Raw genomic sequence first — 12,892 nt, 5'->3', positions numbered from 1 at the left:
TTTGGTTATGTTTAAATTTGGAAAAATTTTCCAATATAGTGAGGTAGTAAAAAATGGCAAAAATGAGAGCCGTTGACGCGGCAATGTATGTTCTCGAAAAAGAAGGGGTTAACACTGCATTTGGCGTGCCTGGCGCGGCAATTAACCCATTCTATTCTGCGATGCGTAAGCACGGCGGGATCCGTCATATTCTTGCCCGCCATGTTGAAGGCGCGTCTCATATGGCTGAAGGCTATACTCGTGCGACCGCCGGTAATATCGGGGTTTGTCTGGGGACCTCCGGTCCGGCCGGTACGGATATGATCACCGCGCTGTATTCTGCCTCCGCGGACTCGATTCCCATTCTGTGCATCACCGGCCAGGCACCGCGTGCGCGCCTGCATAAAGAGGATTTTCAGGCGGTGGATATTGAATCCATTGCTAAACCGGTCACCAAGATGGCGGTGACTGTGCGTGAGGCGGCGCTGGTTCCTGGCGTGCTACAGCAGGCTTTCCATCTGATGCGATCCGGCAGGCCGGGACCAGTGCTCATCGATCTGCCTTATGATGTCCAGGTGGCAGAAATCGAATTCGATCCTGAGCTTTACTCGCCGCTTCCGGCTTATAAACCGGTCGCCACGCGTCCGCAAATCGAAAAGGCACTGACGCTGTTAGCTCAGGCTGAACGCCCGGTGATTGTTGCCGGTGGCGGGGTGATTAACGCCGATGCCGCTGCGCTGCTGCAACAATTTGCGGAAATCACCCATGTCCCGGTGATCCCAACCCTGATGGGCTGGGGCTGTATCCCGGATGACCACGAACTGATGGCCGGAATGGTCGGCTTACAAACCGCGCATCGCTACGGTAACGCCACGCTGTTGGCCTCAGATCTGGTATTCGGGATTGGCAACCGCTTTGCGAATCGTCATACCGGCTCGGTTGAGAAGTACACCGCAGGCCGCAAAATTATTCATATCGACATTGAACCGACGCAAATTGGCCGTGTGCTGTGCCCGGATTTAGGCATTGTCTCCGATGCCAAAGCGGCGTTAATTCAGCTGGTAGAGATTGCGCAGCAGATGCAAAAAGAAGGGCGTCTGCCGCGCCGCGAGAGCTGGGTTAGCGAGTGCCAGGCGCGCAAGCGTACGCTGCTGCGTAAAACCCACTTTGATAACGTGCCGGTTAAACCGCAGCGCGTCTATGAAGAGATGAACAAAGCGTTTGGCCGGGACGTATGCTATGTCACCACCATCGGCCTGTCGCAAATCGCCGCCGCCCAGATGCTGCACGTGTTCAAAGACCGCCACTGGATCAACTGCGGCCAGGCGGGACCGCTGGGCTGGACGCTTCCCGCTGCGCTGGGCGTTTGCGCTGCCGATCCTGAGCGCAACGTGGTCGCGATTTCCGGTGATTTTGACTTCCAGTTTCTGATTGAAGAGCTGGCGGTAGGCGCCCAGTTCAATATTCCGTATATCCATGTTCTGGTAAACAACGCCTATCTCGGCTTGATCCGTCAGTCGCAACGCGCCTTTGACATGGATTACTGCGTTCAGCTGGCGTTTGAAAATATTAACTCTAGCGAAGTAAACGGCTACGGCGTCGATCATGTGAAGGTCGCGGAGGGACTCGGTTGTAAAGCGATTCGCGTCTTCAAGCCTGAGGATATTGCCCCCGCGTTTGAGCAGGCCAAAGCCTGGATGAAAGCCTATCGCGTGCCGGTTGTTGTGGAAGTGATCCTTGAGCGGGTCACCAATATCTCCATGGGTAGCGAGCTGGATAACGTGATGGAATTTGAAGATGTTGCCGATAGCGCCATCGATGCGCCAACCGAAACCTGCTTTATGAAATATGAATAAATGAGGTGAACCTATGTTGCGCTTTTCTGCCAATCTTTCCATGTTATTTCAGGAATATGATTTTCTGGAGCGCTTTGAGAAAGCGGCGGCCTGTGGTTTTCGTGCTGTTGAATTTATGTTTCCGTATGACTATGCGCCCGAGGTATTAAAGCAAAAGCTGAGAGACAACCAGCTGGAGCATACTTTACATAATTTACCCGCTGGCGACTGGGCGGCAGGGGAACGCGGCATCGCCTGTATTCCAGGCCGCGAAGCGGAGTTTCGCGAAGGTGTCGATGCCGCAATCCGCTACGCCAAAGCGCTGGGCAATTGTAAAATTAACTGCCTGGTCGGCAAAACTCCGGTGGGCTATCGCGAAGAACATATTCGCTCAACGCTGGTGGCGAATTTACGTTTTGCCGCCGCCGCGCTGGCCCAGGAAGGTATTCTGCTGCTAATTGAGCCGATCAATTACTTCGATATGCCGGGCTTTTATCTGAATACCACGCATCAGGCGTTAGCGCTGATTGATGAAGTGGGTAATGATAATCTGAAAATCCAGTACGATATTTACCATATGCAGCGTATGGAGGGGGAATTAACCCATACGATGCAAACTTACGCTAATCGTATTGGCCATTTACAGATCGCGGACAATCCGAATCGAGGTGAGCCCGGGACCGGTGAAATTAATTATGAATATCTTTTTAATTTCATCGATAAATCAAACTATGACGGTTGGGTAGGTTGTGAATATAAACCATTGACCACCACCGAAGCGGGACTAACATGGTTTAATCGTTACCGCTAATTTTTAATTTATCGTTGGGCAGTATTTATTATTCCAGACGCAGGGGTTTTATTTCCTGACAACAGGAAGGGATAACTATTGCCCGGGTAAATCGAAACAGAAATTCTGAGAGGAAACTTATGAAACTGGGATTTATTGGTCTGGGTATTATGGGCACCCCGATGGCGCTCCGACTTGCCAGGGCAGGCCACGCACTGCACGTTACTACCATTGGGCCTGTTGCTGACGAATTGCTCAAGCACGGGGCACAACATCTGGCCTGCGCAGAACAGGTGGCGGAGCAGTCAGACATTATTTTTATCATGGTACCCGATACCCCGCAGGTTGCCGAAGTGCTGTTTGGCGAACATGGTTGTGCTAAAGCGGCGCTGAAGGGCAAAATTATCGTGGATATGAGCTCTATCTCGCCGATAGAAACGAAACGTTTTGCGCAGCAGGTGCGGGATCTCGGCGCCGATTACCTTGATGCGCCGGTCTCGGGCGGTGAAATTGGCGCACGTGAAGGCACGCTCTCCATTATGGTTGGCGGCGATGAAAACATCTTTGCCCGCGTGAAACCGCTGTTTGATATTTTGGGTAAAAATATCACCCTCGTCGGCGGGAACGGCGACGGTCAGACATGTAAAGTCGCCAATCAAATTATCGTCGCGCTGAATATTGAAGCGGTGTCCGAAGCGCTGGTTTTTGCCTCTAAAGCTGGGGCGGACCCTGCTCGCGTTCGTCAGGCTTTGATGGGCGGTTTCGCTTCCTCTCGTATTCTGGAAGTGCACGGTGAAAGAATGCTCAACCGTACCTTTAATCCAGGCTTTAAAATTTCTCTGCACCAGAAGGATCTCAATCTGGCTCTGCAGAGCGCTAAAGCCCTGGCGCTTAATCTGCCGAATACTGCTACCTGTCAGGAACTGTTTAATACTTGTGCCGCCAATGGAGGTAGCGAGTTAGATCATTCGTCTCTGATTCAGGCTCTGGAATTAATGGCAAATCATCAAATAGCGTAATAAGCGTAAAGCTGCCGAAACCGGCAGCTTTATTTGAACCTCACAGGTGACTTTATGGATACGATCAATAAAAAAGGTGTCGACTATTGGAAAAAAATAGTCGTGGTAATGAGTCTGGGCTGGGTGGCAATTTGGATCTATCGTACCGTATTAACGCCGATTTATCCGGAGATTCAGGCGTCATTAGGTAACGTCAGTAATGCTGAAATTGGCGCGATTGCCAGCTTCTATTTTTTGGCCTACTGCGGCATGCAGATCCCCTGCGGCATTCTGGTGGATAAACTGGGCCAGAAAATTATGCTGATGTGCGGTTTTTCGCTATTTATTATCGGTACCCTGAGTATCGCTAATGCCGGAAATCTGACGTTGATTTATATCGGCTCACTACTGGCCGGCGCCGGTTGTGCCTCCTTCTTTAGTTCCGCCTATTCGCTCTCCTCAGCCAACGTGCCGCAAGAACGCCGTGCGCTGGCGAACGCCATCATCAACAGCGGCTCTGCCATTGGTATGGGGATTGGCCTGATTGGTTCAAGTATTCTGGTCAAAAGCATGCACATGGCCTGGCAAAACGTGTTGTTTATCGTCGCTGCGATTCTGCTGGTGATGCTCTGCGTGTTTACCCTGGTTATTCGCCGCAAACTGAAAGCACCCGCTGCAGCTGAAAATAAAACGAGTGCAGCGGCGTCAGCGCCGGTTGCAGAAGAGAAATCGGCGCCGCTATTCTCGCCATTACTGTGCAGCGTGTATTTCCTCTATTTCTGCACCTGCTACGGCTACTATCTGATTGTGACCTGGCTACCCTCTTATCTTCAGACCGAACGCGGGTTTGACGGTGGGGCGATTGGTTTTGCTTCCGCGCTGGTGGCGGTGGTCGGGGTCCCGGGCGCGCTGTTCTTTAGCCATCTCTCGGATAAATTCCGCGACAGTAAAGTCAAAGTTATTCTCGGGCTTGAGATAGTCGCGGCGGCCATGTTGATGTTTACCGTTCTGTCGCCGAATACCACCATGCTGATGATTAGCCTGGTACTGTACGGGTTGCTGGGCAAAATGGCCGTTGATCCGATTCTTATCTCGTTCGTCTCCGAGCAGGCGTCAGCGAAAACGTTAGGCCGCGCCTTCAGCTTATTTAATTTCTTTGGTATGAGTTCTGCAGTAGTTGCACCGACGCTCACCGGTTTTATTTCCGACCTGACCGGTTCAAAAGAAATTAGTTTTGTGATGTCTGCCGGGTTGGTTATTACCGGAACGATACTGTTTGCGCTAATTACCTTGCGTAAGAACAAAATACAGTCAAAGACAATCCCAGTATAATAAAAAAATAAATAATTAAAATTTGTTGTTCCACATAGCTAAACCTACAAACGTAATCCGATGCGTATTAAGAGGGAATTATGGAACAAACTCAAGACCTGTACAAAACCAGGGGCTATAGCGATGATCTATTGCCGAAATCAGACACACAGCGTAACTGGAAAACATTCAACTATTTCACGTTGTGGATGGGTTCTGTACACAACGTACCAAATTATGTGATGGTTGGTGGTTTTTTTATCCTTGGTCTTTCCACCTTTAGCATTATGATGGCGATAATATTAAGTGCCTTTATAATTGCCCTGGTTATGGTGTTTAATGGTGCTGCCGGAAGTAAGTATGGCGTACCCTTCGCGATGATATTAAGAGCCTCATATGGAGTACGCGGTGCATTATTACCCGGACTGCTCAGAGGCGGTATCGCAGCGATTATGTGGTTTGGCTTGCAATGCTACGCTGGATCGTTGGCATTTTTGATCTTATTAGGCAAATTATGGCCTGCGTTTCTGACGCTTGGCGGTGATTTTAAGCTGCTGGGGTTGTCGTTGCCGGGGTTGATCGCCTTTCTGGTGTTCTGGTTGATTAACGTCGGGATTGGCTTTGGCGGCGGAAAAGTGCTGAATAAATTTACCGCAATCCTCAACCCCTGCATCTATATCGTCTTCGGCGGGATGGCTATCTGGGCCATTTCGCTGGTAGGATTCGGCCCGATCCTCGACTACCTGCCGACCGGGGTGGCAAAAGCGGAACATACCGGTTTCTTGTTCCTGGTGGTGATCAATGCGGTGGTGGCCGTCTGGGCCGCTCCGGCAGTCAGCGCCTCGGATTTCACCCAGAACGCGCGTTCGTTTCGCGAGCAGGCTATTGGTCAGACGCTTGGACTCGTGGTGGCCTATATTCTGTTTGCGGTCGCCGGCGTCTGTATTATCGCCGGCGCCAGTATCCATTACGGTATGGATACCTGGAACGTACTGGATATTGTGCAGAAATGGGACAGCCTGTTTGCCTCGTTCTTTGCGGTGTTGGTGATATTGATGACCACGATCTCCACCAACGCTACCGGTAATATTATACCGGCAGGCTATCAGATCGCGGCGATTGCCCCAGCCAAACTGACCTATAAAAATGGCGTGCTCATCGCCAGTATTATTAGCTTGCTGATTTGTCCATGGAAATTAATGGAAAATCAGGGCAGTATTTATCTTTTTCTCGATATTATCGGCGGCATGCTGGGTCCGGTTATTGGCGTAATGATGGCGCACTATTTTATCGTCATGCGTGGGCAAATTAATCTTGATGAACTTTACACCGCGCCTGGAGATTATAAATATTTCGATAATGGATTTAACGTTACTGCATTCCTGGTAACGATTGTGGCGGTTATTTTATCGCTCGGCGGAAAATTTATCCCGCTGCTCGAACCGTTCTCCCGCGTGTCGTGGTTTGTTGGTGTTATTGTCGCTTTTGCCGCCTACGCCTTGCTGAAAAAACGGGCCCAGCCGAATAACCTGGCGCGCCCCAATGCTGTGAATTGATTTTATTACAACCAGGAAAGTTTATTTCATGGATGAAGCTTCAAGAGCCAAAGCCATTGGTATTGCGGTGTACGTGGCTGCAAACAGAAGTATGGCGGCTTAATCGTCTGTACACATACAAGGAGTTTTATATGTCTTTTGATTTAATCATTAAAAACGGCACCGTCATTCTGGAAAACGAATCCCGGGTGGTCGATATCGCGGTTGCTGACGGCAAAATTGCCGCTATCGGTGAAAACCTGGGGGACGCGAAGCAGATCATAGATGCCACGGGGCTGATCGTTTCGCCGGGGATGGTCGATGCGCATACGCACATCTCTGAGCCGGGCCGTACCCACTGGGAAGGTTACGAAACCGGAACCCGCGCGGCGGCAAAAGGCGGCATCACCACGATGATCGAAATGCCGCTGAATCAGCTACCGGCCACCGTTGACCGGCAGACCATTGAGCTGAAGTTCGACGCGGCGAAAGGCAAACTGACTATCGATGCCGCGCAGCTTGGCGGCCTGGTCTCTTATAACCTCGACCGGCTGCATGAACTGGATGAAGTGGGGGTGGTGGGATTTAAATGCTTCGTCGCCACCTGCGGTGACCGGGGGATCGATAACGATTTCCGCGACGTCAACGATTGGCAGTTCTTCAAAGGCGTACAAAAGCTGGCCGAGATGAAGCAGACGGTACTGGTGCACTGCGAAAACGCGCTGATCTGCGATGAGCTGGGCGAAGAGGCGAAAAGAGAAGGGCGCGTGACCGCCCATGATTACGTCGCCTCCCGTCCGGTATTCACCGAAGTTGAGGCGATCCGCCGCGTTCTGTATCTGGCGAAGGTCGCCGGTTGCCGCCTGCACGTGTGCCACGTCAGCAGCCCGGAAGGGGTCGCCGAAGTGACCCGCGCCCGTCAGGAAGGGCAGGATGTCACCTGCGAATCTTGCCCGCACTACTTTGTCCTGGATACCGATCAGTTTGAAGAGATCGGTACCCTGGCGAAGTGCTCTCCGCCGATCCGCGATGCGGAAAACCAGAAAGGCATGTGGGAAAAGCTGTTCAACGGAGAAATCGACTGCCTGGTCTCCGACCATTCGCCGTGCCCACCGGAAATGAAGGCGGGCAATATCATGCAGGCCTGGGGCGGGATTGCCGGTCTGCAAAACTGCATGGACGTGATGTTCGATGAAGCGGTGCAGAAACGCGGTATGTCTCTGCCGCAGTTTGCCCGTCTGATGGCGACCAACGCCGCGGATATTTTCGGCCTGAAGCATAAGGGCCGCATCGCGCCGGGTAAAGACGCCGACCTTGTGTTTATTCAGCCGAACAGCAGCTACGTCTTACGGGCAGAAGACCTCGAATATCGCCATAAAGTCAGCCCTTACGTTGGGCGCAAGATTGGCGCTCGGATTGCTAAAACCATCCTGCGCGGCGAGGTGATCTATGACATCGAGCAGGGCTTCCCACGCGCGCCGAAGGGGAAATTTATCCTTAAGCATCAGCAGTAACGGGCGAATAAACAGTTGGGGATGGTTTTCTCCCTCTCCCTTTGGGAGAGGGCCGGAGTGAGGGCAAGGAGGGGACATTTCCCCTCACCCTCACCCTAACCCTCTCCCCAAAAGGGAAGAGGGGACTGTTCCTCGCCCCCATTCCATATTTAGCGCCTGTTTAACGGCAGGCGCTTTTTCAGGATTTCATCATGGTGGTATTGCCGCTAAATAAACGTAACACCCTGGCGGGATTTCAATGGTTCTTCTTTATTTTCTGCAACACCGTTGTGGTACCGCCAACATTACAGTCTGCTTTTCAGCTCCCTGCCAACGCGTTAATTACGCTTACCCAGTACGGGTTTATCACCACCGGGTTGGCCTGTCTGGCGCAGGCGTTACTGGGACATCGTCGGGCGATTATGGAAGGACCGACGGGCCTGTGGTGGAGCACCATTCTGACGGTCACCGTGGGCGAAGCCGCACGAGGGACGCCTTTTGACAGCATCGCCTCCAGCCTGGCTGTCGGCATATTTTTCTCGGCGGCGCTCACCATCATCATCGGCGTGAGCGGCATTGGCCATCGCCTGGCGAAGCTCTTCAGCCCAACGGTCATGGTCTTTTTCATGCTGCTGCTGGGGGCCCAACTGACTACCATCTTTTTTAAAGGCATGCTTGGGCTGCCCTTTAGTTCAACGCAGGTCAATCCGGGTATTCAGCTGGCGCCATTTTGCCTGGCGCTGATGGTGATGATTCTGGTGCTGGGAATGATCATTTTTCTCCCGGATGGTATCGCTCGCTACGCCCTGCTGATCGGAACCCTGGCGGGTTGGGCTGGCTGGTATCTGCTGTTTCGCACTCCGCCTGCCACGATGGCATCCGGGCCGATTCACTGGCAGTGGTTCCCGCTGGGTTACGGCGGCCAGCTACGACCCGGCATCATCTTAACCGCACTGCTGGCGGGACTGGTGAATATTACCAATACCTATGGCGCCATTCGCAGCACCGATGTTTTTTACCCCGAACAAGGGGCCAGTAATACCCGCTATCGACGCAGCTTTATGATCTCCGGTTTGATGACATTAATAACGGTTCCGCTCAACGTGGTGCCATTTTCTCCCTTTGTTTCGTCGACAGCTTTATTAACTCAAACTGGCGACACCTCGCGCCGGCCATTTATTATCGGCTGCTTGTGCTGTCTGCTGGTTGGATTATTTACGCCGCTGACCCACTTTTTTACCACCCTGCCTTTACCGATCAGCAGCGCGGTCATGCTGGTCTCTTATTTGCCGTTGTTATATTCCAGTTTATCTTTCAGTAAGCAAATTACCTTTACCGCACGAAATATCTACCGGCTGGCGCTGCCGTTATTTGTCGGCATTTTTTTGATGGGCCTGCCGCCGGTTTATCTCCAGACGTTGCCTCTGACAATCAGACCCCTTGTAGGTAACGGCTTACTAATCGGGGTGCTGCTGGCGGTAGCCATGGAGAATCTCATTCCCTGGGATCGTATTAAGTCATGACATTAAAAGGATGAACCATGAAAATTATTATTGCACCGGACTCGTTCAAAGAAAGCGTCAGCGCCAGCCGCTGCGCCCAGGCGATTAAGGCGGGCTTTACCTCTATTTTCCCGCAGGCGGAGTGCATCTGTCTGCCGATCGCCGACGGCGGCGAGGGGACGGTGGAGGCAATGGTTGAGGCCACCGAGGGTAAAATGGTGATGCTGCCGGTCATGGGGCCGATGGGCGATTTTGTCGGCGCCTTCTATGGCCTGAGCGGCGACGGACATACCGCGTTTATTGAGATGGCGGCGGCCAGCGGACTCATGCTGGTTCCCCCCGACGAACGCAACCCCCTGCAGGCCACCAGCTACGGCACCGGTGAGCTGATTCGCCATGCGCTGGACGCCGGCGTCCGTCACATCATTCTCGGTATTGGCGGCAGCGCCACGGTGGATGGCGGAATGGGGATGGCTCAGGCGCTGGGAGCACGCTTTGTTGATGAACGCGGCGATAGCGTCGGGCTCGGCGGCGGAGCGTTAGAGCGGCTGGTCAACGTTGATTTACGCGATCTCGACCCGAGACTTCGCGAGTGCCGGATTGACGTAGCCTGCGATGTGGATAATCCGCTGCTAGGCGAGCGCGGCGCGGCGGCGGTCTTTGGCCCGCAAAAAGGAGCCAGCGCTGAGATGGTCGCTGCCCTCGAGCGCGGTTTGCAAAATTACGCTCAGGTGTTGCTAATGGCAACGGGTGAGGAGGTGACGGCGATAGTCGGCGGCGGCGCGGCCGGCGGGATGGGCGTGGCGGCCTGCGTATTCCTTAACGCGGCGCTGAAGCCGGGCATCGATATCGTGATTGAGGCGATGAAACTGGAGGAGGCGCTGCGCGACGCGGACCTGGTGATTACCGGTGAAGGGCGAATGGATTCACAAACCGTCGGCGGCAAAGCGCCGATTGGCGTGGCGCGGCTCGCGAAAAAGCATGGCATCCCGGTGATCGGTATCGCAGGCGTGCTGGGGGACGGCGTGGAAGCGGTGCATCAGCATGGTATTGATGCGGTATTTAGCATTCTGCCCGCGCTGGCACCGCTGGCCGAGGTGCTGGATCGCGGCGAGCAAAATCTGTATGCCTGCGCGCGCAATATCGCCTGTGCTATCAAGATCGGTCAGAACATTCCCGCCTGAATAAAAAATGCCACGGTTCTCACCGTGGCAAAATCCAACATAGCTAAACAAAAATGAATTTTATGAGATGGATAACAAATTCGTCCTTGCTATTGTGCCCGCATTTCGCCGGGTGGCGGCTGACGCCTTACCCGGCCTACGAAAGCGGCGAGATTTCCCCGTAGGCCCGCGCAAGCGAAGCGCCGCCGGGCGATACCGACGTGCGCAGTTTGATAGCCATCAGATCTCAACGTCGCGGTTGCAGTCTTTCGAATAGATGTAGCTGAACGTTTCCCGTCCGACGCCGTATCCCGCCTGCAGGGAGTAAGCGCCCATAAAGATATAATCGCCTTGCTTGACCGGAACCCAGTGGTTGTCGAGGTTATACACTCCCTGGCCGGAGAGAATATAGGCGCCATGCTCCTGGACGTGGGTTTCAATGTAGCCGTGGCTGGCCCCCGGTGCGAAAGAGAGAATATGCATATTCATATCGAAGCCCAGCTCTTTTGGCAGGAAATCGATCAGGATAACGTCTTCCATTCCTTCATAATGAATACGCTCCAGCTGGCTGACGTTGCCGGTGACCAGATAAGGCGCATGGCCCTTTGTCGGAATATAGCGGCGCTTATAGAGGAAGAGCTGGCTATCGGCTGAATGGTTATTACTGAAAGTCATCCGCTCACCCGGCGGGCAGTAAAGATAACCGCCTTCGCTCAGCGCGAAGGATTTACCCTGAGCCCCGGCGATGATTTCTCCCTTAATCACATACAGGAAGGTCTCGATGCCTTCGCCGCCAAAACCGCTTTGATGACCGCCGTTTTCATGCAGCGTGACCAGATAATCAACAAAGGTGGCGCCTAATTTCGGCGTTGACAAAATAGTCACATCGCAATGTTCAAAACCCGGAATAACGTTCTTGACCAGACCGTCCGGCGTCAGCAGCGCGTAATTGCCGTGGCGCACGATGGAACGGCTGGCCAGTAAATCATCGCGATAGCCAACCACATTGTTTAAATAACCCATGATCGTTTCCTTATTCAGTCCAGGCCAGTTGATGCAACATTAAGGCGAGCGTTTTTACGCCTTCCGCCAGATCCTCGATATGCGTGCTTTCCGCCGGGTTATGGCTGATGCCTTTGATGCTCGGCATAAAGATCATGCAGGTCGGAAAGCAGGGCGCGAATATCTGCGCGTCGTGTCCCGCGCCGCTGTGCATCACACGGAAATTCACCTTCTCTTTTTCACAAAGCGCGGTGAGCTGGGCCACCAGCTTCTTATCCATGGGAACCGGCGCCTCATCCATCCACAGATCGACCTCAATGCCAATATCCATCTCCTGACAGATCCGCCGCATATCGGCCTCAATGACCTCAGTAAATGCCGTTAACTCCAGCGCATCGGTATGGCGGCAGTCCATAGTGAAGACGGTTTTGCCCGGCACCACGTTGACCGTATTCGGCTGCGGGTCGACTTTACCGAAGGTGAGCACCAGCGGGTCGCCGTGGGCTTTTGCTTTGGCGATAGATTCGCAGCAGATACGGCTAAAGGCATGGACGGTGTCGCGACGGTAGCCCATTGGCGTCGTGCCGGCATGGTTAGACTCGCCGGTGAGGGTGATGGTGTAGCGACGCTGTCCGACAATAGCGTTGACCACGCCGATAGACTGCTTGTTGGTTTCCAGCACGCGACCCTGCTCAATATGCAGCTCCACGAAGGCTTTAATATCCCGGCGCGGCGCCAGCGGGGCGGCGGGTAGGCTGAAACCGCACTGCTTCATGGCATCGATAAACGCCACGCCTTTGGCGTCTTTAATCTCACGCACGTCCGCCGGGTTAGCGATGCCGACGATATTTTTGCTGCCCCAGAAGACGTAAGGGAAGCGGCTACCTTCTTCTTCCGCTAACGCCAGCACTTCCACGGTGCGCAGCGGCGCCCCGTAGGTCTCTTTTAGCCAGCGAACCGCCAGCCAGGCCGCCAGCGCGCCGAACTGGCCGTCAAGATTGCCGCCGTTAACGACGCTATCAATATGCGAACCGCTGAGGATAACTTCATCGGAAAAGCGCGTGCCGGGCAGACGACCATAGAGGTTACCCACTTCATCAAAGCGCGTTTCTAGTCCGCTTTCGCTCATTCTTTGTTTGAATGCCTGCTGCGCCTGCAGCCATTCTGGCGAATAGAGCAGGCGGGTTATGCCCCCGGTCGGGTCGGCGCCGAAAGCGGAAAGCCAGGGCAATGTCTCTTCTATTGCCTGTCGAAAATAATGAGCCATACGCAACTCCTGTATTT

Annotated in this window: 10 protein-coding genes; 8 read left to right on the top strand and 2 right to left on the bottom strand. The window is 53.5% G+C overall.

What is annotated here, in order from left to right; translation table 11 throughout:
* Window positions 1–53: 53 nt before the first annotated feature.
* The 8 genes from gcl (at window position 54) to glxK (ending at window position 10,627) form a co-directional block, all read left to right on the top strand.
* Window positions 54–1,835, top strand: coding sequence for a glyoxylate carboligase (gcl, locus tag ABLV54_RS08905; RefSeq protein WP_050533066.1), 1,782 nt, complete (start codon window positions 54–56; stop codon window positions 1,833–1,835).
* Window positions 1,836–1,848: 13 nt separating this feature from the next.
* Window positions 1,849–2,625, top strand: coding sequence for a hydroxypyruvate isomerase (hyi, locus tag ABLV54_RS08900; RefSeq protein WP_050533065.1), 777 nt, complete (start codon window positions 1,849–1,851; stop codon window positions 2,623–2,625).
* A gap of 119 nt (window positions 2,626–2,744) precedes the next feature.
* Window positions 2,745–3,623: a 2-hydroxy-3-oxopropionate reductase gene (glxR, locus tag ABLV54_RS08895; protein WP_048334220.1), complete on the top strand. Its 879-nt coding sequence runs from the start codon at window positions 2,745–2,747 to the stop codon at window positions 3,621–3,623.
* A gap of 54 nt (window positions 3,624–3,677) precedes the next feature.
* Entirely contained in the window at window positions 3,678–4,934 is a 1,257-nt protein-coding gene (locus ABLV54_RS08890; RefSeq protein WP_050533064.1) for an MFS transporter, read from the top strand.
* An 80-nt stretch (window positions 4,935–5,014) separates the two neighbouring features.
* The gene (locus ABLV54_RS08885; protein ID WP_050533063.1) at window positions 5,015–6,469 is read left to right on the top strand and encodes a putative allantoin permease; all 1,455 of its coding nucleotides are present in this window, start codon (window positions 5,015–5,017) and stop codon (window positions 6,467–6,469) included.
* Window positions 6,470–6,600: 131 nt separating this feature from the next.
* Window positions 6,601–7,962: an allantoinase AllB gene (gene allB, locus ABLV54_RS08880; protein ID WP_050533062.1), complete on the top strand. Its 1,362-nt coding sequence runs from the start codon at window positions 6,601–6,603 to the stop codon at window positions 7,960–7,962.
* Between the two features lie 191 nt (window positions 7,963–8,153).
* A complete protein-coding gene (locus tag ABLV54_RS08875) occupies window positions 8,154–9,464 on the top strand; it encodes a uracil/xanthine transporter (RefSeq protein ID WP_050533061.1) in 1,311 nt (436 codons plus the stop codon).
* Window positions 9,465–9,481: 17 nt separating this feature from the next.
* Window positions 9,482–10,627 (top strand): glycerate 3-kinase, encoded by a 1,146-nt coding sequence (glxK, locus tag ABLV54_RS08870; protein ID WP_048334230.1) that lies wholly within the window; start codon window positions 9,482–9,484, stop codon window positions 10,625–10,627.
* A 219-nt stretch (window positions 10,628–10,846) separates the two neighbouring features.
* Here glxK and allE read toward each other — a convergent pair whose 3' ends face one another.
* Entirely contained in the window at window positions 10,847–11,629 is a 783-nt protein-coding gene (gene allE / locus ABLV54_RS08865) for a (S)-ureidoglycine aminohydrolase (RefSeq protein WP_050533060.1), read from the bottom strand.
* A 10-nt stretch (window positions 11,630–11,639) separates the two neighbouring features.
* Window positions 11,640–12,875: an allantoate deiminase gene (gene allC / locus ABLV54_RS08860; RefSeq protein ID WP_050533059.1), complete on the bottom strand. Its 1,236-nt coding sequence runs from the start codon at window positions 12,873–12,875 to the stop codon at window positions 11,640–11,642.
* Between the last annotated feature and the right edge of the window lie 17 nt (window positions 12,876–12,892).

It is taken from the genome of Klebsiella sp. JB_Kp042, assembly GCF_040065275.1.
Lineage (GTDB): Bacteria > Pseudomonadota > Gammaproteobacteria > Enterobacterales > Enterobacteriaceae > Klebsiella > Klebsiella quasipneumoniae.
Note: the sequence above shows the minus strand (reverse complement) of the source record. Positions and strands in the feature narration are given on the sequence as shown.

What these genes read in the sequence shown, in the direction of transcription:
- allB (WP_050533062.1), top strand. Translation starts at nt 6,601, where the DNA reads ATGTCTTTTGATTTAATCATTAAAAACGGCACCGTCATTCTGGAAAAC.
- ABLV54_RS08885 (WP_050533063.1), top strand. Translation starts at nt 5,015, where the DNA reads ATGGAACAAACTCAAGACCTGTACAAAACCAGGGGCTATAGCGATGAT.
- ABLV54_RS08875 (WP_050533061.1), top strand. Translation starts at nt 8,154, where the DNA reads ATGGTGGTATTGCCGCTAAATAAACGTAACACCCTGGCGGGATTTCAA.
- glxK (WP_048334230.1), top strand. Translation starts at nt 9,482, where the DNA reads ATGAAAATTATTATTGCACCGGACTCGTTCAAAGAAAGCGTCAGCGCC.
- glxR (WP_048334220.1), top strand. Translation starts at nt 2,745, where the DNA reads ATGAAACTGGGATTTATTGGTCTGGGTATTATGGGCACCCCGATGGCG.
- gcl (WP_050533066.1), top strand. Translation starts at nt 54, where the DNA reads ATGGCAAAAATGAGAGCCGTTGACGCGGCAATGTATGTTCTCGAAAAA.
- allE (WP_050533060.1), bottom strand. Translation starts at nt 11,629, where the DNA reads ATGGGTTATTTAAACAATGTGGTTGGCTATCGCGATGATTTACTGGCC.
- allC (WP_050533059.1), bottom strand. Translation starts at nt 12,875, where the DNA reads ATGGCTCATTATTTTCGACAGGCAATAGAAGAGACATTGCCCTGGCTT.
- ABLV54_RS08890 (WP_050533064.1), top strand. Translation starts at nt 3,678, where the DNA reads ATGGATACGATCAATAAAAAAGGTGTCGACTATTGGAAAAAAATAGTC.
- hyi (WP_050533065.1), top strand. Translation starts at nt 1,849, where the DNA reads ATGTTGCGCTTTTCTGCCAATCTTTCCATGTTATTTCAGGAATATGAT.